This window comes from Colwellia hornerae (assembly GCF_007954355.1).
Classification (GTDB): domain Bacteria; phylum Pseudomonadota; class Gammaproteobacteria; order Enterobacterales; family Alteromonadaceae; genus Colwellia_A; species Colwellia_A hornerae.
In genome coordinates this window covers 191,601-209,470 of the sequence record NZ_VOLR01000004.1, presented here as the reverse complement: position 1 = coordinate 209,470, position 17,870 = coordinate 191,601, and the positions used below count along the sequence as shown (strand labels likewise).

Genomic DNA, 17,870 nt, shown 5'->3' with positions numbered 1-17,870 from the left:
CATTAGCTTAGGGATAAGGAATAAAAATAATATAAAAAATTAAGCAAAATCCAAATAAAATGTATAAATTTTGCTACAGTTAATTATGTAAGCTCTTTTATGAATTAATTTATATTTTTTTCATGCTAAGACCTTGCGTTTTTCGACTTTACCCTCAAGTCTTAAATAGAGTCTAAATAAAAGGAATACCTATGAAAATAAATCTTTCAGGTCACCATGTAGATGTTACAGATGGTGTAAAAGAACATATCGACGAAAAATTCTTAAAAATTTCTAACCATTTTCCAACGCTGATTTCATTAGACATTATTCTTTCAAAAGAGCATGGAAAATATGGTGCAGAAATAACGACAAATTATGAAGGTGGTCGAATAGCCGTATCAGCACAAGACGATGTTATGTTTCCCGCAATTGCTAGTGTAGCCAAAAAACTTGATGCTGCACTTAAACATAGAAAAGGCCAATTAAAAGCAAATTTACACAGTAAGCCTGTTTCAGTTACACCTGAAATTGCCCATGAAAAAGTTCAAGAAATGAATTTGAACTAATTTAAAAGCAGTTATATTTAAATGTTTACGGGAGCTATTGCTCCCGTTTTAGTCTCTAGCGTATTATTACCATTATCAATGGTATACTTAACTTGTGGACAAATAATGTTGTAGAAGTGAAATATGTTAGCCCTTTCAAATAATGTCTGGTTAGATCAAAATGAACTTGAATTAACGGCTATTCGTGCGCAAGGAGCGGGCGGGCAAAATGTTAATAAAGTTTCGTCAGCGATTCATTTACGCTTTGACATTAAGGCATCGTCTTTACCTGATTTTTATAAAGAACGTTTATTAGCATTAAAAGATAAACGTATCACTAAAGAGGGGATCTTAGTGCTTAAGGCACAACAATATAGGACACAAGAGAAAAATCGTGAATCTGCGCTTGAGCGTGTTGTCGAAGTGATAAAATCAGCAATGGTTATTCAAAAAGTTCGCAGAGAAACTAAACCCTCAAAAAACTCGAAAAAAAGACGCTTAGCCGGTAAATCTCACCGCGGCAATGTAAAAGCACTCCGCGGCAAGGTCACTGATTAGTCGATCTTTTAAGAAATTTTTGTTTTACGTCGTAAGCCTACTAACGATAATACCAATAGTGCAAGGTAGGATAAGCTACCGCCACCGCTACTATCACCCGAACTGCTTTCTTTATTAATCAGAGTGTTTTTTACTGGAGATAGGCTTTCAGCCGTTGTTGTAGAACTATTAAAAATAGTGACATTATTAATGGTTACAAAGTTCTCAACTGCGGGTACAAAATTGCTATTGGCGCATTGCTCGCTAGTGTATTCCGGCATGGGGATATCTTGGCAAAGCGGTAGTAAGGCTATTTGATCAAGATTATCCATACCTTCAATGACTTCACCAAACACCGTAAAACCACCATTTTGTATGTCTAAGATAGCACTATTATCTTTATAATTAATAAACCACTGACTGGTTGCACTATTAGGACTGTTTCCTACTTTTGCCATCGCGATAGTCGCTCTAACATTTGAATACAAGGGCTCATTATTGACGGTACTATCGACACTAATTGGAGTTAATGGAAAGTCACCATCAAATCTTAAACCTCCCGCTTGCACGATAAAATTAGGCACTAAACGATGAATCACGGTATTGTTGTAGTCGCCGTCGTTAATATATTTTAAAAAATTTTCTACTGTTTTCGGTGTGGTTTTATCGTGTAAGTTAACTTTGAAATTCCCTTGAGAAGTTTCAAATTCAACAATTGTCGCATTGCTTGATACTGATAGCAGTGTCGCAATAGAACATGCACTCAGCAGTGCGAGCGTCTTAGGGGAAGCTTTATACATAGTAACCTTAAATTTATCAGGGATAATAATATTCGAAAACAATGTTAGCGATATTAAAAGCATTAGCTTAAAACAACAAGGGCTTTTATTGTCTGTAAATTTGAATTTACCGCTGTAGTGCTATTTTGCTTTAATCTTTGGATGCGTAACGGCCAGAGATGAATGTCTTTTGCCAAGATCGTTATTAAATTTAACGGCCACCCAACTAAACTTTATTCAATAAACGTTGGTAACATATTGGCTAGAGCGTGCTGACTGTTAAGTGGTTGGCAAGCGGTTTTATACTGCTTTTTATTGACTTTTTTATAAGCATATAAAAAAGTCACTTACTGATAAAACTCGCGTCTTCAATAAGACTAGCTAAAGGTGACTTTACCCGTCGCTCTTTGTAAAATAAATTGTGGCGGAGCGACAGGTTTACTGACAGTGTTATTACTTCGTCTATCATTGCCTGTTTTGTAAAAAAAATTCTTAATTAAGTGTGGTTTTCTCAACAAAAACTGAAGCAAAAATAGCGTTGAGGAGAGCTTTAAAAATGACGAATAAAATACCTTTATTTATTCACGGAATACAAATTTAGCTTTATATATTAAACCGTTTATTATCGATTATTAAAATAAAAATCACAGCCTGAATTTAGCGGATGTGATTTCAAAGCTGATCAAAACGTATTAGCCGTGATTTTACATTTAAAGTGAATGAAAAAAACGATTACTGCGTGGCAAGAAGTTATTATTATAATCCAGAGAAAAAGCCACTTGACTTGACCTGCCAACAATTTCATTTCTTGGTACTAAGCCAATTACCCGCGAGTCCGCACTATTATCACGGTTGTCACCCAAAACTAGATACTGTCCAGCCGGTACTAATACTTTATGGAAGTTGGCTAACTGTGAAGCCAATTTACCGGTTCTAATGAAATGTGGCTGGCCATTGATCGTCTCAGTAATGTCATGGTAATCGTTTGATGAGACGTTGTTTTCTAATGTTTCTTGATAGCTGATCACTTGGCCATTTATAATTAATTTATTATTTTTCATGATAATGGTATCACCTGGTACACCAATAACACGTTTGACTAAACGCTTGTCTGAGACAGCAGAATCAAAAATAATGATGTCATTGGTTTGTGGCTCGGCAAGTGTAACCAGGGAAATATGAGTAAAGGGTAAACGAATATCATAAGCCATTTTATTAATGAAAATTCTATCGCCTTCGACAATTGTCGGTTTCATTGAGCCTGTAGGTACGTCACTCCAGTCAGCAACAGCACTGCGAAATACTAACATTAAACCGATAAAGATAAATAATGACTTATTTTCTTTCCATAGTTTTGCTAAATTATCTTTCATTATATTTCCTCTATATACATTGATGACAAATCAGACTTTTGCCAATAATACTTTCGCTATTATGACCATGATTCTTTTTATTTGTTGCTTATGAAATGTAACGGGTTATGACAATTTTATTGTTTAAAAATAAAAAACTAATTAATGACCTGTTATTAATAGGCTTTTATGATTATTTTAAATTTAAGTGATGTTCTCTATCCTTGCTAGTCTTAAATTTATCAGTGCTTTATATCAATATAGGTTTGGATTTCTATGGTATTAGTAGGTAAGGGATAAATAGATAAAATTAAAATATAATTCCACTACAAATAAAATATTAATATTTACTTGAAGTTTGCATTAAAGCTAAGGAGAATTCTTGCAAAATTTACGTGTGTTTGTAAAGTAACTAACCAAAAACGATTATATTAATGACCAAAAAGATAAAAGTACCGTTAAAACAAAAAAACGCTGACTCAGCTGAGATAACCTTAGGTTTAACCGATCCTAAAAGTCCGAGTAATGTTGGTGCGGTAATGCGCGCGGCAGGATGTTATCAAGTTGACAGCGTACTTTATAGTGGTGTTAGGTATGCAAGAGCCGCTAAATTTCACACCGACACGCAAAGTGCCAGTAAAAAAATACCTTTAATTGGTGTGGAATCTTTGGTGGAAAGTTTACCTGAAGGTAGCAAACTAATATGTGTTGATTTAATTGAAGGAGCGGTGCCACTACCTGCCTTTGTTCATCCTAAAAATGCCATGTATGTGTTTGGCCCTGAAGATGGGACTATTAGCCAAGCTGTTATCGATAAAGCGGATGCAGTGGTATATATCCCAACGAATGGCTGTATGAATTTGGCGGCAACGGTAAATGTTTTGCTTTATGACCGCTTAGCAAAGTCGGCAACAGCAGTTGGAGACGATGAGCTTATCCGAAAAAGTAGGGATACAAATAATACGGTAAAAGTTAAACAGTAAAATGCCTTGTCAACGGGGTTAACTTTACTGTTTGTTCATAAAATAAACAAAATCATTAATAAAGTCGATAAAAAACTTGACTCTTTCTATGAACGATATACAATGCACGCAGCTAGAAAGTACTACCTATATTTATGTACCAAGTTTCGAAGTTATGTTAGTAGCTCGTCCTGTTTAATAAGTCATAGCAACACTCTCAGCATCATCGTTTTAGTGAATTAAATTTATTTAATGGCTAAAACAAAATTAAGATTAATTATATTAAACAAATAGGATACTATTATGTCTACAACTACTGGTACAGTAAAATGGTTCAACGAGTCTAAAGGTTTTGGTTTCATCGAGCAAGAATCTGGTCCTGACGTTTTCGCACATTTCTCTGCAATCTCTGGCGACGGTTTCAAAACTCTAGCTGAAGGCCAAAAAGTACAGTTTACTGTTACTCAAGGTCAGAAAGGTCCTCAAGCTGAGAACATTCAAGCTCTTTAATTTTGTATCTTGAGCTAACTTAGGTTACCTCATACAAATAAATTGCTAAAAAGGGTAAGACTTATGTCTCACCCTTTTTTTGTGGGAAAAATTTAGTAAATACGTTCAAAACTTAAGTTATGCTTTCAGCTTACCAAGCTTTATCTACTTCAAATAATTTTAAATATGATTATGCACAAGTTAATGCGGTTGCTAAACTTGATGAGCTTTCTAAAAATATTTATCAGCACGAGCGTAAATCTTGGCTTGCGAAACGACTTAACAAATCGTCTGCTATTCACGGACTTTATTTCTATGGCAGAGTCGGGCGTGGCAAAACTATGCTTATGGATCTTTTCTTTCAAAATTTAGCTATTACCGCTAAAAAACGTATTCATTTTCATCGTTTTATGGAAGAAGTGCATCAACAATTAAATTTATGTTCTGGCCAAAGTGATCCATTAACGTTTATCGCTAAGCGTTGGGCGAAAAAGTTCAAAGTACTATGCTTCGATGAGTTTTTTGTTGCCGATATTGCTGACGCTATGTTACTTTCTGGGGTCTTCCAGGCGCTTTTCCAGCAAGGTATTATTCTAATTGCTACTTCTAACTGTCAGCCAGAACAACTCTATCGCAACGGATTACAGCGTGAACGATTTTTGCCGACGATCGATTTAATAAATGGTTATTGCCAAGTATTATCTGTTGATGGTGATTTTGATCATCGTTTAGATCATTATAAAGCTGCAATGGCATATCGGGATTATACTTTTCCGTTCCATAAAAATGTAAATATACTCGAAAATAGATTTTTTCAAATAACGGGTATTAAAGGCACTGCAGGTAATATAACTGTCAACCACCGTAAAATACCTTACCAAGCGAAAACAGACACTATTATACTTTTTGATTTTTATGCTCTGTGCTCAGGTCCAAGAAGTCAGCGAGATTACATAAGTCTAGCTGATTATTTTACAGTGGTATTGCTTGATCAAGTACCACAATTTGAGGGAGAGCGCATAACATCTGTGACCTCAGGCGTAGAGGATGACTATCAACGTGAGGGAAAAATGTTAAGTCAACTGCGCCATTTAGATGACGAAGCTCGGCGCTTTATTGCCTTGGTTGATGAGTTTTATGATAGAAATATACGGCTTATTATTAATGCCGAGGTTGATATCATTGAGCTTTATCAAGGGCAGCAATTAAGTTTTGAGTTTGCTCGTTGTCAATCCAGACTTATTGAAATGCAAAGCCTATCATATTAACTAAAAACTTGTCTTTTTCACTAATAAATAGTATTTAATCTTTACTTAATCCTGCTGTTTATTTACATCCTATTGAATTATATATGCTTTATTTGTTGGCACTAGTTTTGTAATGACTCTATTAAGTTAGGCATTATTTAGTCGATAACAATATTTAATAACAGAAGGGCATAATATGAAAACACTCATCGCAACAGCACTTATATTGGCAAGCAGCACTGCGTTTGCTTCCACCGCATCTTTCACAAATGACTCATGTAATGCGAATATATCTGGTGGTATTAAAATAACGCCAACCACTATTGAATTTTCCAAAAGTAAGCAGCCACTCTATAAAATTGTCAATAATGAGCGGCTTTATGTTAATGGTGTTCAAGTCGATTTAACACAGAGTCAGCAGTCTTTAGTTAATGATTATTCGATTGGCATTCGGGCCGCTGTTCCACAAGTAAAACGTATTGCATTAGATGCTATCGATATTGCTAGTGACGGTGTTAATTTAGCGTTTAATGAGTTACTAGGCCAAGACAATACACTGAGTGCTGAAATCACTAGTCAGCTTTCAGAAATACGTAAAGAAGTTGATCAGGGCTTTACCAGTGATAGTGACATTTATTTTGATGAGGATGGCTTTTCAGGAGAAAACTTTTTCAATGAAGATTTTGAACAACGCATTGAAAGTGCTGTAGAAAAGACCGTGCAAAATTCGATTGGTAGTTTAATGATTGCTGTGGGGCAAGAGATGCTTTTCTCTGGTGGTGATATGGACGCTTTTGAAACACGTATGGAAGACTTCGGTGAAAAAATGGAAAACGTAATGGAGTCTCGTGGCGAACAAATTCAAAAAAGTAGTGAAGCACTTTGTCAATCTGTTGTCGATATCGATGCACTTGAAGATAGGTTAACTGATGAAATAACTGAGTTGAAAGACTTTAATATGCTAACGACTACCGTTTTAGCTAAAGACCGTAAAGATCTGATGTAATGGTTAACTAAATATCAGTGAACTTCTCTAGAGTTCATTATAGAATTTATTCACGCTATCCTTTAACCATTGACGATAAAAAACGAGTAAACTATGAGTTTACTCGTTTTTTTTTAATTCTGAACTTGTTTAATTATTTGCCATTGGTCATCTGCGATTGCTCGTCAGCCCAAGAAAGTGCTTGGTTGTAATCTTTAATCACTTTTTCTTTTGCAATGCCTAATTTTTTCATGACAATGGTGGTTTTATCCCATTGCGCATGTTCAATAAACTCTAGTAATTGTATCAATTCAGCCAATACACCTTTCTTAGTGAGTAAAGGATCCTTTATTTCTTGAGAAAGTGGTAACTTTTCTAAAACTGTTTCAAGTTTTTCATCTAAAATAGCATCAATTAATGATAATAGCCCAGTCAAAAATGCAATAGAGCTGTCTATCGGAGCACTAATATCTTTGGCTACAAGCTCACAAAATTTTGCTCGAGCCATTGCGGAATTTATTAACTCAGAAGGTTTATCTGGGTTTACATTTATGGCAAACATTAAACCTAAAAAACGCTTTAATTCTTGCGAGCCTAAGGTCACAAGTGCTTGCTTTATTGAAGATATTTCATTACTTCTACGGAAAATTGCCGAGTTCACATATCTTAATAGTTTATACGAAAGCGTTACATCGCGTTCAAATACTGCGGTAATACTGATTAAATCTAATTCAGGTTTTGATGTTTCATAAAGTAACTCAGCCATAGCAATTTGCGACGGAGAGAGACTTTTCGTTTTTATCATTTCAGGCTTGGCAAAGAAAAAACCTTGGAATAATTCAAAACCTAATTCTAACGCTTGATTATATTCGTCGTAGGTTTCAACTTTTTCAGCGAGTAACTTGATATCAGGGAAGTTAACAATCGCTTGTTTAACTTCTTTAATTTCTTCAATAGTAGATATTTTCCAATCTATTTTTATTATTTTGATATAAGGAAAAAAATGAACCCAAACTTTTTGATGTTCGTAGTCATCAAGCGCTAATGTGTACCCTTGCTCATAAAGATCTTTGCAAATAGCTAATAGTTTTTTACCCGGCTTAACAGTTTCTAGAATTTCAACAACGACTTCATCCGTGGTTAGCATATTTGCGTAACCAAGACTTAACGTTTCAAGGGTAAAATTAATAAAGGCGGGTTTGTTACCGGTAAATTCACCAATACCTAAGTTAAATTTACTTGCTTCGATCATTTTTGTGGTGGCTTCATCACCATCAATGTCAGGAAAAACGTTGTCAATACTATCTCTAAATAGCAATTCATAGGCAAAAAGATTTTTGTCTTTATCTAGGATGGGTTGCCTTGCGGCATAAAAATACATAAAAGTTCCTGATCTCTTCGTAACTATACTGAATATATTGGAAAAAGGAGAAATTAGCATCAAATATTTTTATATATTAGTTACGAGCATAAAAATATTACGATGATAATACCCTTAAATATAGTTGAAAAAAATAAAAGTATAGTAATAGCAAAATATCTAGTCATACTAGCTTATTCTATTTTTTGCTCAGTGACATAACTTTTTAACAATTTTCTTACTTAGTAAAAATATAATAATATTTTCGGAGGTTAATTTGGCATTTGGTACGTTATTTTCTTTAGGTTTATATTTTATTGTAATGATCGGTATAGGTTTATACGCCTATAAAAAATCAACCAGTGACGCTGCAGGTTATATGCTAGGTGGGCGCAATTTAAGTCCTTCAGTGACAGCACTTTCTGCCGGCGCTTCTGACATGAGTGGCTGGATGCTAATGGGTATACCTGGAGCCATGTATGTTACAGGTTTAAGTAGCATTTGGATCGCAGTAGGTTTAGTGATCGGTGCATATTTTAACTACTTAATTGTTGCGCCTCGTTTAAGAACGTATACAGAAGTAGCAAATGACTCAATAACTTTACCTGATTTTTTTGAAAATCGTTTTAACGATAAGCGCCATTTGCTGCGCGTAGTTTCATCAATTGTTATTATTGTCTTTTTTACGCTCTATACCTCATCAGGCATTGTTGCTGGTGGTAAATTATTTGAAAGTTCTTTTGGTTTAAATTATGAAGCAGGACTCTACGTTACTGCAGGTGTTGTCGTACTTTATACCATGTTTGGTGGATTTTTAGCGGTAAGCCTTACTGATTTCGTGCAAGGGTGTATTATGTTTGTTGCGCTTGTACTGGTGCCTTTTGTGGTAATAAGCGACATTGGTGGCGTACAAGCAATGAATGATGTCATTCACTCCATTGATGCTGAAAAGTTTAACATGTTCAATGGCGTTAGTGCGCTAGCGATTATTTCAGCGATGGCGTGGGGCTTAGGTTATTTTGGCCAGCCGCATATCATTGTACGCTTTATGGCAATCCGTTCGGTTAAAGATTTACCTGCTGCTCGTCGTATTGGCATGACTTGGATGATCGTTTCAATTTGTGGTGCGATGGCAACCGGTTTTGCTGGTATTGCGTATGTTGCAAAAACAGGTACTGAATTAACAGATCCAGAAACTATTTTTGTGTTGTTTTCTCAAGTCTTATTTCACCCTCTTATTTCTGGCTTTTTGTTGGCCGCTATTTTAGCCGCAATAATGAGTACCATTTCTTCTCAATTATTGGTGACATCGAGCTCATTAACGGGTGATTTTTATCAAGCTTTTCTTAATAAAGACGCTACTGATAAGCAGCTTGTTTTTGTTGGCCGATTATCTGTGTTGTTAGTTGCTATTGTTGCGATATCTTTAGCCTATGACCGAAATAGTTCTATTTTAAGTTTGGTAAGTAATGCTTGGGCCGGCTTTGGCGCTGCATTTGGACCTTTAGTTATCCTAAGTCTCTACTGGAAGAAAATGAATAAACAAGGTGCGTTAGCAGGTATGTTAACGGGTGCCATAACGGTTCTTATTTGGATTTACGTACCAATAACTGTTGGTGGTGAATTATTGAGTTCAGTGATGTATGAAATTGTTCCAGGCTTCATTCTTTCAACAATCGCGATTATTGTGGTGAGTAACATTACCGCAGCACCTGATGAATCTGTTGAAAAAATGTTTGATGAGATGATTGAGCAACACAATATCGATTAATATTATTGTAAACTCGCTCAAATAAAAGCCCGTTATTGATATTCAATAACGGGCTTTTTATGTTCAGGATGAACGGTATAACGTAGTGGCATCTATGCGAGGAGCGTATATGTTATTCCAAGATCTGTTGTTTGTGATGTCCGTATTAGATACTGAAACGAGTTCAGCATGACGATTTCGGTATTTGTTGTTTGTGATGTCTGTATTAGATACTGAAACAAGTTTAGTGTGACGATTCAATAATCAGCATGTTAATTTTAGTTTCTGGATAATAGCGTTTTAATCAGAGGGGATTAAAAGCTTCGTCGCGATGTTTTCATGCGCGACGAAGTAAGAGGATATAAGAAGTTGCATAACAATGTTTGTTATTGCTTAAGTAGACCAGCTAATATTTTTATTAATCGCTGTTTGCCATTGTACCAGTGATTCATTTTTATCAGCGACAACAATAATATTGCTGTGTTTAAAATGCTGAGATTTTCCTATTAATTTATCATTGGTAAAATTAGCGGTAAACTCAAGGTCTTCATTATGTGGAACAACAAACACAGTAACCATACTTGTCGCTCCTTGGAACACTAAATGCAGGCTTTTCATGCCATCAAACCGACAATAGTCAGCAAACATTAATTTTCCAATATCAGCAGTAAAGCTACCTTGAAACGTCGCCATTTTTTCGTTCAATGAGTCTAAACTTACATTTACCGGTGAAGTGTTAGAGAAATGGCCTTCTTCATGGACAATATGAGCGATGGCATAATCCCCTAAGTTACTGTAGGCACTAGAAAACTGCATAAAGTTAATGGTTAACCCCATCGCAAAGGCAATAGATGCGGCTAATGCAAGACGAACACGACTTTTTCGTTTTTGTTGCTGATGACTTGCCATTGTTTGACGTAAAATAAGTTTATCACTTAAGCCACTCGGTACTTCAATATTTAACGCCTGAAAGAGTTTATTGTCCAAACTTTCAAGTTCTTGTGTAAAATTTTGCTTGGCGGGATCACTGTGTATTGCAGCAAGCATATCTTCATCACGTGTATTTGGATCTGCATAAATACGACGTCTAAATTGCAAATCATCCATTGTACTGACCTCTAACTTTGGGAGTATTATCTAAAGCTTCTTTTAATTGATTACGCGCTCTAAACAATCTTGTCATCACGGTATTCTTATTTAAATCGAGCTGTTTAGCTATTTCTTCACCCGAAAAACCACCAATAATTTGTAACACTAGTGGCTCTCGGTATTCTTCTGGCATTTGTGCTATTTTTTCACGTAGCCAATAGTTTTCAATTTCTTGTTCGCTACTCGTTGATTTAGTATCGGTAATAGCGGCTTCTTCATATTCACTCATTTCAAAGCGTTTACGTTCGAAACGACGGGCATTTTCCCGGCGTAAAATTGTGATCAGCCATGACTTAGCTGCTTTTTCATCTTTCAATGAATCTAAAGCTCGCCATGCCCGTAAAAATGTCTCTTGCACTAGGTCTTCAGCCACATGTTTGTCGTGACAAAGCCAATAAGCATAACGGAATAAATCGCCATGCAAAGCTTTAACGAGTGCTTCGTATCTAACTTGTTTTGTTGCCATGTTGTAAGAGACCTGAGCTGACATTATTTTATTTCGCTTTTAAAAAAATCATTTCACTTTTATCTTGGGTTCAGAGATAAAACGTTAGTTTTACTCACTTTTAAACCATGCTTATTAATAGCTTGAATTAAGGCGACTAAGGTATTGCCTTGCCAATCTTTTTGCTCTTTTCCATAATAACATTGTTGTAATAACTCTATTTCGTTTTGAAATTTATTATTATTTATCTCGATTAACGCATCATCAAGTGTCGCTGTTATTTTTTTTCCTGCTTTTATTTGTAAGGTATTTATCCAAGGCGAAATTAACGAGAGCACTGCCAAACCTTGATTTTTTTTACAGGCGGCTAACAAAGATAAGTAGGCATTATTATTTTTATTATCACCTTTAGCTATTTTTACCGCTGTTGACCTAGTGATCTTTGTACTAATAAACCACGCTAAACCAGTAAGTAACCATAAAGCTAAAAATAGCCACTGTAGCCAGGATGCCTGAGTAATAATTACTGTCTTAGCTGGAACTAGCACTTTATTTTGTTCATTTTTGATTATAGCAGGGGCAACTTCAAGTTCGCTATTAGGTAAAACTGTGATTTTTTGAGCAGCAATAGTGGCTACTTGATAACGGTTAGTGACTGTGTTCCACCATGGTATACTAATTTCTGGTAGCTGATATTCTCCGGGCTTACTAGCAACGATGGCAAAATTTCTAACTTTTTGGCTAACCAAGTGGCCACTGCTCATGCCTGTATGTAATTGGGCTTGGTCTGGATATACTTTTAAGCCTTTTGGTACAGCCATTTCAAGTAACGGTAATTGTTCCTCAGATAACCCTGCCGCAGTTAAGGTGATTGTGCGTGTAATAGGCTCGCCTACTTTAAAAGTAGCTAGGTCAGGTTGCCAATCTTGATGAATAGCGAGTAAGTTGCTTGGTAGCCATGTTCCTTGGAATGTTTCAGGGATAGGACGTACCACTAGTTGAATTTCATCGCCAATGACACTAACTGGTTTAGTTTCTGAAAAACCAAACATGTTATTTCTTCGCGTTGAGGGTACTAAAATTTCACCAGAAAATACTGGTGATTTTAAAGTAAATTCACCACTATTTTTAGGGCTTATTGCATAAGTTCTTTCAATAACCCGATAGCGACGTCCATTAATAATAGTATCTTCTTCTTTATCTTTTCCAATTTGGGTAATACTGGCGCTTTCTAAGGTCGGCTCGGTTAAACTGCCACGCTTTAATTCCGCAGCAAAGTGCAGCTTTACTGTTAGGGTTAATTGTTGTTGAACATAGACTTCTTTAGTTGATATTTCTGTGCTGATAAAGATATCTTGTTGTTTGTCAGCGAGGGGATCATTTTCAGCTAATATTTTTACTTCTATTGCTTGAGACTTTATGCCTGCGATGGTTAAGGGCGGAATAATAAAATTGCCTGCTGACTTACCTAGCAGTAAAGTACTCCAGGTTGTTGTTTGTGTCGTTTTAAAATTGACCATACTGGTTTGAGAACTCACCGATGTTCTGCCAACAATAAAGTCTTTTAATAAGGCTGTGGTATTTAACGCGTTAGTGTCGACATCATCATCTATGGTGATTTTTAAAATAAAAGATTCGTTAACCACGACAGGATTTTTATCAATAGTGGCACTAACTTGACTTGCCGCAAGTGCATTACTGGTAAAAAGCGTACTACTGAGCAAAATGGTTAATATGGCTATTATTGTTGACGTCATTATTTTTACCATTGTTTTTTTCCTTTTGCACGACTACTACGAGTATTACGGCGTTTTTGATATTCGAGCTGCATTTTGTTTCTCAGTAACATATAAGGGTCATCAGTTACTTTATTGAGTAATTGTTGGTGTTTTTGTTCGGTTTCTTCTGCTAATTGTTCCGCGGCACGAAGCTGAGCCGGTGTTTGCTCTGGTTGGTTTTTTTCATCTTTTTTACCTTCGTTTTCTTTAGCTTGTTTTTCTTGCTCTTGCTCTTGCTCTTTTTCTTGCTCTTGCTCTTTTTCTTGCTCTTGCTCTTTTTCTTGCTGAGACTTTTCTTGTTTAGATTGATCTTCGTTATCTGCTTCTTTTTCATCACCTTGTTGTTCTGACTCACTCGGTTGAGCTGGATCGTCACTGTTCTGCTGTTCTTGATCTTTCCCCTGATTTTCTTGATCTTTTTGTTCTTGCTGCTCTTGGTTTTTGTCGTTGTTTTCTTCTTTGTTCTGTTCTTGGTCTTTTTGTTGCTGCTCTTGCTGTTTTTTTAACTCTTCAAGATAAGCTTTATTGGCTTTTGCATCTTGATGTTGAGGATCTTTTTGTAACGCTTGTTCAAACGCTTCAATGGCTTCATCAACGCGCTTCAATTGCGCCAGGGCGTTACCTTTGTTATATAGAGCTTCTGCAGTGTCTTGTTGTTGAAATGCTTTTAATGCTTGCTCGTAATTCCCAGAGCGATAATAAGAGCTACCCTGCCAGGATGAATCATCAAAACTAGTTGCGGCCTGCTGAAAATCTTCACTGTTGAACTGTTTTTGTCCTTGCTGGTCTTTGGTTTGCCACAAATTGTTCCAAAACCCATCCGTTACCTTTTCGGTTGTAAGAGGCTCTTTTGTTACCACTGTCTTTGGTTTTATTGCGCTGGGTAATATTGTGCTTTGTGCGTAGCTTTTATCTGCCGGTGTTATTAATAATATTATTGGTAATATCGCCAGTAATCGGCCGCGACGAAAGTAGGGTAATAGCAAAGGTAAGACTAATAATAATAGATAAGGTCCAGCTTCTTGCCATTGATCACCAGTATTTGAAGACTCTTTTTGTTGTTGCTCTTCAATATCATTGGGTTGGTGAACTAACTGTTGAATATCACTATTATTGTTAGCGAGTGTAGCGTAATAACCACGGCCTCTTTTTGCTGCCCCTTTTAAGGCTGATATGGATAATTTAGGGACGATAATAGAACCACTTGCGTCTTTCATCAGTTCACCATTATTAAGCTTTATTGGCGCTCCAGCGGTTGTGCCTATACCTAGAATATTCAAACGATGATTATTGCTTCTACTCCAGTCGGTGATGTCTTGAATATCATAATTATCGATGCCATCAGTAAACCAATATATATCACCTTTGCTATGACCTGCGTTAACGAGCATATCGTGAGCGAGCGTGAGTGCAGCTAGAGGGTTACTGCCGAGCTCTGGCATTAGCTCTGGCGATAAAGACGGCAATAACAACTTAATGTTGTTAATGTCGTCTGTTAGAGGACTAATGGTAAAAGCATCCCCGGCATAAGCGATTAAGCCTATCTCACCTTCATTTAATTGTTCCAGTAAATCAATTGCTTTGTAACGTGATCTTGTTAATCGATTGGGGGCAATATCAGTAGCGTACATTGAATACGACATGTCCATGATCAACACAGACCCGCGAGCTAGTTGATAAACCGGTTGTGGCAGTTTTTTCCACGTCGGTCCGGCTAAAGCAACAATTACCAATAAACCTATGATAAAAGGTAAGGTAAGTGACAACTTTTGCTGGCTATCTTGTTTATCAACTAAAACGCTTGCTAAATGTTGTGGCAGCAGTTGTTGCCAGCCAGACTGGCTTAAACGGTATTTTTTAAGTAGTTTTAACGCAAAAACTAAGGCAATGATGGTTAATAACCACCAAGGACGAATAAAGTGAAAGTCAGCCATTTTAAGTATTCGCTCCTTTTAATGTGATAGTGGGTAGGTTCACCCAAAGTAGATAAAGAAATGATAACAATAATGCCGCTGCTAAAGGCCAGTAGAATAATGCGGTAAGTGGGCGCATTTGTTGTTGGTCTTGCTCTATCGGTTCTAGTGCATCGAGTAATTGATATATTTCACTCATATCTTTACTGTCACGTGCCCGAAAATAATAGCCACCAGTTTCACTAGCCAATTGCTGCAACGACTCTTCATCTAATTCACTGGAAGGATTAATGCGACGCTTACCAAAGATAGAGTTTTGGATCATGACATCGGCGCCAATACCCACTGAATAAATAGTAATGTTTTTTGCTACCGCAAGCTCTAATGCTTGTTCGGGGGTTATTTTACCTGCTGTATTTTGGCCATCGGTTAAGAGTAATAACACACGGTTTGATTGTTTTTTTGCATCGAAGCGCTTTACAGCCAAGGCAATAGCATCTCCAATCGCCGTTTGTTTACCAACTAAACCTAATACGGCTTCATCCAGCATTTGCTGTACTGTTTTTCTATCAAAGGTCATTGGCGTTTGCATATAAGCGTCATCACCAAAAAGAATAAGACCTAAACGGTCACCCGTGCGACGTTCAATAAACTCGCCTAATAATACTTTTAACATGTCTAAGCGGTTAACTGTACTGCCATTTATTTGCATATCTTCTACTTGCATACTGCCTGACAGATCTACAGCGATCATCATTTCGCGTCCTTCGGTGGGCACATTTACTGCTTCACCGAGCCATTGCGGCTGACTGGCAGACAAAACCATTAAACTCCAAATTAGTAGAAAAAAAATTCGTGGAGATTTTTTAGTTTTAGCTGAAAAAGTTTGGCTGGAAGTATTTTGAATTAAGATCGGCATTTTCAATGCCGCCGCTTGATTTTTATTTTTAGCGGGTAATAAATACATGATTAAAGGTATTGGCAGCGCCAAAAGCACCCAAGGTAATAATAAATCGATCATGTTGTTATCTCATGTTTTATGACTGTTTTTTGCTTTAAAACCTTTGGAGGTATTGCCTGACTCAGCCAAAGGTGAGCGGCTTCCTTTAAGGTTTCATTTGATGAGTTTTCGGTCGGTTGATATTTATTAATAAACTGTTGAGCAGATAAGCGTTGAAACTTGTCTTGTTGTTTAGTCGCCAACGTGTTGATAAAAAAGTATTCTAATTGCTTGCCATGTAACGAGGCAACTTGATTACGTGGGAAATATTGAAAAGCTGCCCATTTTAGCAAGGTAATTATTTCGTCATTATTATCAGTATTTTCAAGCTTGGCTAATGCTAGTTTCTGAGCCTGACATAAGGAACGGTGTTTTTGCCACTTTATGACGACAAATATTAGTGTTAACAATAAACAAGTCAGTAATATCCACCAGCCGTAAGCGAGAGGATAGTTATGAATTTGCTCAGGCAGATGAATATCTTTTAATTGAGCTAATTGCTCAGACGGTTGTTTTAACGCTTCCATGAGGCGACTCCGTCAGTTAATTGTTGTTCTAAAGTTTGGCCCGCTGAGAAGTGTAAAACTCGGGCGCCTGCTTTAAGTAATAAATCTTTTTTTAGTTGAACTCGTTCATTGGCTTGTTGATGATAATTTTGAGTGGCATTTTTATCACCGATCAATAATTGTTGTCGCGAGTTTCCGTCGGTTACCGTTACGTTCATCTTATGTTTACTATTAGGTAAGTCGTGCTCGAGCGGATCACTCAGCAAACAAACAACCAATTCACAATGACGACTGATATGCGATAAGTGGCGAATAGTTTCTTGGCTAATATAATTACCATCGGTGATTAAATAAACCAAACTTCCGGGTCGAGCAAGTTGCCTTAGTCGTGCACAATTCTCTTCAAAAGCAGCATTGGCAGAGTCATGCTGTTGTTCAATGGATAAAGGTTCTGCGTGCTTTTGCTGTTCAATAGATAAGGTATGCTGATGAGTTTCAACTAAACTGTATAAATAATGAAGCACGCCTTGCTTGCGACTGCGCGGTTTTAATTCACTATGTTTATGTTGGTTAAAAACAATACCGCCAACTCTATCGCCTCGTCCTTTTGCATGCCAAGTCACCAATGCCGCTAAGTGTGCAGCTTGTACTGATTTAAATAAAAGCTGACTACCGAAAAGCATTGAACTACTGAGGTCGGTAACCACGAGTACAGGCCGCTCAACTTCTTCTCGAAAGATTTTGGTATGAGTTTTACCTGTTCTAGCTGTTACACGCCAGTCGATGGCACGTATATCGTCACCATTTTGATAATGGCGTACTTCGTCAAACTCCATACCTCGTCCTTTACTCCGAGATAGGTAATTACCCGACATTTGGCCATGCTGACTTTTACGCGCAGCAAGATCAATTAACCTGGTTTTGTTTTGGTATTGAATTAATTCATCGATAGACAATTCGATACCATTACTTAAAACACTATTGAGCAGACTTGTGATGCCTTGCTGGTTTTGTACTTTTTTTTGATTAAGCCACATAAATTTACTTACAAGATTGATCGTTCATTATTTGATGTTGCTAAGGCGATTAAC

The 17,870-nt window shown here is 36.7% G+C and carries 17 protein-coding genes; 7 read left to right on the top strand and 10 right to left on the bottom strand.

Annotated features, from left to right (window positions below):
* Positions 1-191 precede the first annotated feature (191 nt).
* Complete coding sequence (gene hpf / locus ESZ26_RS04275) at positions 192-548, top strand: ribosome hibernation-promoting factor, HPF/YfiA family (protein ID WP_146798328.1); 357 nt, start codon at positions 192-194, stop codon at positions 546-548.
* 123 nt (positions 549-671) lie between these two features.
* Positions 672-1,085 (top strand): alternative ribosome rescue aminoacyl-tRNA hydrolase ArfB, encoded by a 414-nt coding sequence (gene arfB, locus ESZ26_RS04270; RefSeq protein WP_070376061.1) that lies wholly within the window; start codon positions 672-674, stop codon positions 1,083-1,085.
* An 8-nt stretch (positions 1,086-1,093) separates the two neighbouring features.
* On the opposite strand, the gene ESZ26_RS04265 is transcribed toward arfB, so the two are convergent.
* Positions 1,094-1,864, bottom strand: a complete 771-nt coding sequence (locus ESZ26_RS04265; RefSeq protein ID WP_146798326.1) for a peptidylprolyl isomerase — start codon at positions 1,862-1,864, stop codon at positions 1,094-1,096.
* 689 nt (positions 1,865-2,553) lie between these two features.
* Positions 2,554-3,216, bottom strand: coding sequence for a signal peptidase I (gene lepB, locus ESZ26_RS04260; RefSeq protein ID WP_146798324.1), 663 nt, complete (start codon positions 3,214-3,216; stop codon positions 2,554-2,556).
* 413 nt (positions 3,217-3,629) lie between these two features.
* Between lepB and ESZ26_RS04255 the strand changes: the two genes are divergently transcribed.
* The 4 genes from ESZ26_RS04255 to ESZ26_RS04240 all read left to right on the top strand — a co-directional run bounded on the left by ESZ26_RS04255 (position 3,630) and on the right by ESZ26_RS04240 (position 6,899).
* Entirely contained in the window at positions 3,630-4,178 is a 549-nt protein-coding gene (locus ESZ26_RS04255; RefSeq protein ID WP_146798322.1) for an RNA methyltransferase, read from the top strand.
* 282 nt (positions 4,179-4,460) lie between these two features.
* Positions 4,461-4,667, top strand: coding sequence for a cold-shock protein (locus tag ESZ26_RS04250; RefSeq protein ID WP_070376065.1), 207 nt, complete (start codon positions 4,461-4,463; stop codon positions 4,665-4,667).
* 119 nt (positions 4,668-4,786) lie between these two features.
* Positions 4,787-5,914 (top strand): cell division protein ZapE, encoded by a 1,128-nt coding sequence (gene zapE / locus ESZ26_RS04245; RefSeq protein ID WP_146798320.1) that lies wholly within the window; start codon positions 4,787-4,789, stop codon positions 5,912-5,914.
* A 175-nt stretch (positions 5,915-6,089) separates the two neighbouring features.
* On the top strand, positions 6,090-6,899 hold the full coding sequence (locus tag ESZ26_RS04240) for a DUF2884 family protein (RefSeq protein WP_146798318.1): 810 nt from the start codon (positions 6,090-6,092) through the stop codon (positions 6,897-6,899).
* Positions 6,900-7,032: 133 nt separating this feature from the next.
* On the opposite strand, the gene ESZ26_RS04235 is transcribed toward ESZ26_RS04240, so the two are convergent.
* Positions 7,033-8,259, bottom strand: a complete 1,227-nt coding sequence (locus ESZ26_RS04235) for an EAL and HDOD domain-containing protein (protein WP_146798316.1) — start codon at positions 8,257-8,259, stop codon at positions 7,033-7,035.
* 256 nt (positions 8,260-8,515) lie between these two features.
* Between ESZ26_RS04235 and putP the strand changes: the two genes are divergently transcribed.
* On the top strand, positions 8,516-10,009 hold the full coding sequence (gene putP, locus ESZ26_RS04230; RefSeq protein ID WP_146798314.1) for a sodium/proline symporter PutP: 1,494 nt from the start codon (positions 8,516-8,518) through the stop codon (positions 10,007-10,009).
* 372 nt (positions 10,010-10,381) lie between these two features.
* Here putP and ESZ26_RS04225 read toward each other — a convergent pair whose 3' ends face one another.
* From ESZ26_RS04225 to ESZ26_RS04195, 7 genes are read right to left on the bottom strand one after another with little or no spacing between them, the layout of a single operon-like run.
* Complete coding sequence (locus tag ESZ26_RS04225; protein ID WP_146798312.1) at positions 10,382-11,095, bottom strand: DUF3379 family protein; 714 nt, start codon at positions 11,093-11,095, stop codon at positions 10,382-10,384.
* Positions 11,088-11,603: a sigma-70 family RNA polymerase sigma factor gene (locus ESZ26_RS04220; RefSeq protein ID WP_244947070.1), complete on the bottom strand. Its 516-nt coding sequence runs from the start codon at positions 11,601-11,603 to the stop codon at positions 11,088-11,090. The genes ESZ26_RS04225 and ESZ26_RS04220 overlap by 8 nt, the downstream gene beginning before the upstream one ends.
* Before the next feature lie 59 nt (positions 11,604-11,662).
* The gene (locus ESZ26_RS04215; protein ID WP_244947069.1) at positions 11,663-13,339 is read right to left on the bottom strand and encodes a BatD family protein; all 1,677 of its coding nucleotides are present in this window, start codon (positions 13,337-13,339) and stop codon (positions 11,663-11,665) included.
* A gap of 5 nt (positions 13,340-13,344) precedes the next feature.
* Positions 13,345-15,294, bottom strand: coding sequence for a vWA domain-containing protein (locus ESZ26_RS04210; RefSeq protein WP_146798308.1), 1,950 nt, complete (start codon positions 15,292-15,294; stop codon positions 13,345-13,347).
* Between the two features lies 1 nt (position 15,295).
* The gene (locus tag ESZ26_RS04205) at positions 15,296-16,294 is read right to left on the bottom strand and encodes a vWA domain-containing protein (RefSeq protein WP_146798306.1); all 999 of its coding nucleotides are present in this window, start codon (positions 16,292-16,294) and stop codon (positions 15,296-15,298) included.
* Positions 16,291-16,800, bottom strand: a complete 510-nt coding sequence (locus ESZ26_RS04200) for a DUF4381 domain-containing protein (RefSeq protein ID WP_146798304.1) — start codon at positions 16,798-16,800, stop codon at positions 16,291-16,293. The genes ESZ26_RS04205 and ESZ26_RS04200 overlap by 4 nt, the downstream gene beginning before the upstream one ends.
* Positions 16,788-17,816: a DUF58 domain-containing protein gene (locus tag ESZ26_RS04195; protein WP_146798302.1), complete on the bottom strand. Its 1,029-nt coding sequence runs from the start codon at positions 17,814-17,816 to the stop codon at positions 16,788-16,790. Before ESZ26_RS04195 ends, ESZ26_RS04200 begins: the two co-directional genes overlap by 13 nt.
* Between the last annotated feature and the right edge of the window lie 54 nt (positions 17,817-17,870).

What these genes read in the sequence shown, in the direction of transcription:
- ESZ26_RS04235 (WP_146798316.1), bottom strand. Translation starts at nt 8,259, where the DNA reads ATGTATTTTTATGCCGCAAGGCAACCCATCCTAGATAAAGACAAAAAT.
- ESZ26_RS04225 (WP_146798312.1), bottom strand. Translation starts at nt 11,095, where the DNA reads ATGGATGATTTGCAATTTAGACGTCGTATTTATGCAGATCCAAATACA.
- ESZ26_RS04215 (WP_244947069.1), bottom strand. Translation starts at nt 13,339, where the DNA reads ATGACGTCAACAATAATAGCCATATTAACCATTTTGCTCAGTAGTACG.
- ESZ26_RS04210 (WP_146798308.1), bottom strand. Translation starts at nt 15,294, where the DNA reads ATGGCTGACTTTCACTTTATTCGTCCTTGGTGGTTATTAACCATCATT.
- ESZ26_RS04220 (WP_244947070.1), bottom strand. Translation starts at nt 11,603, where the DNA reads ATGGCAACAAAACAAGTTAGATACGAAGCACTCGTTAAAGCTTTGCAT.
- ESZ26_RS04265 (WP_146798326.1), bottom strand. Translation starts at nt 1,864, where the DNA reads ATGTATAAAGCTTCCCCTAAGACGCTCGCACTGCTGAGTGCATGTTCT.
- ESZ26_RS04250 (WP_070376065.1), top strand. Translation starts at nt 4,461, where the DNA reads ATGTCTACAACTACTGGTACAGTAAAATGGTTCAACGAGTCTAAAGGT.
- ESZ26_RS04240 (WP_146798318.1), top strand. Translation starts at nt 6,090, where the DNA reads ATGAAAACACTCATCGCAACAGCACTTATATTGGCAAGCAGCACTGCG.
- ESZ26_RS04200 (WP_146798304.1), bottom strand. Translation starts at nt 16,800, where the DNA reads ATGGAAGCGTTAAAACAACCGTCTGAGCAATTAGCTCAATTAAAAGAT.
- ESZ26_RS04255 (WP_146798322.1), top strand. Translation starts at nt 3,630, where the DNA reads ATGACCAAAAAGATAAAAGTACCGTTAAAACAAAAAAACGCTGACTCA.
- ESZ26_RS04205 (WP_146798306.1), bottom strand. Translation starts at nt 16,294, where the DNA reads ATGATCGATTTATTATTACCTTGGGTGCTTTTGGCGCTGCCAATACCT.
- ESZ26_RS04195 (WP_146798302.1), bottom strand. Translation starts at nt 17,816, where the DNA reads ATGTGGCTTAATCAAAAAAAAGTACAAAACCAGCAAGGCATCACAAGT.
- arfB (WP_070376061.1), top strand. Translation starts at nt 672, where the DNA reads ATGTTAGCCCTTTCAAATAATGTCTGGTTAGATCAAAATGAACTTGAA.
- zapE (WP_146798320.1), top strand. Translation starts at nt 4,787, where the DNA reads ATGCTTTCAGCTTACCAAGCTTTATCTACTTCAAATAATTTTAAATAT.
- lepB (WP_146798324.1), bottom strand. Translation starts at nt 3,216, where the DNA reads ATGAAAGATAATTTAGCAAAACTATGGAAAGAAAATAAGTCATTATTT.
- hpf (WP_146798328.1), top strand. Translation starts at nt 192, where the DNA reads ATGAAAATAAATCTTTCAGGTCACCATGTAGATGTTACAGATGGTGTA.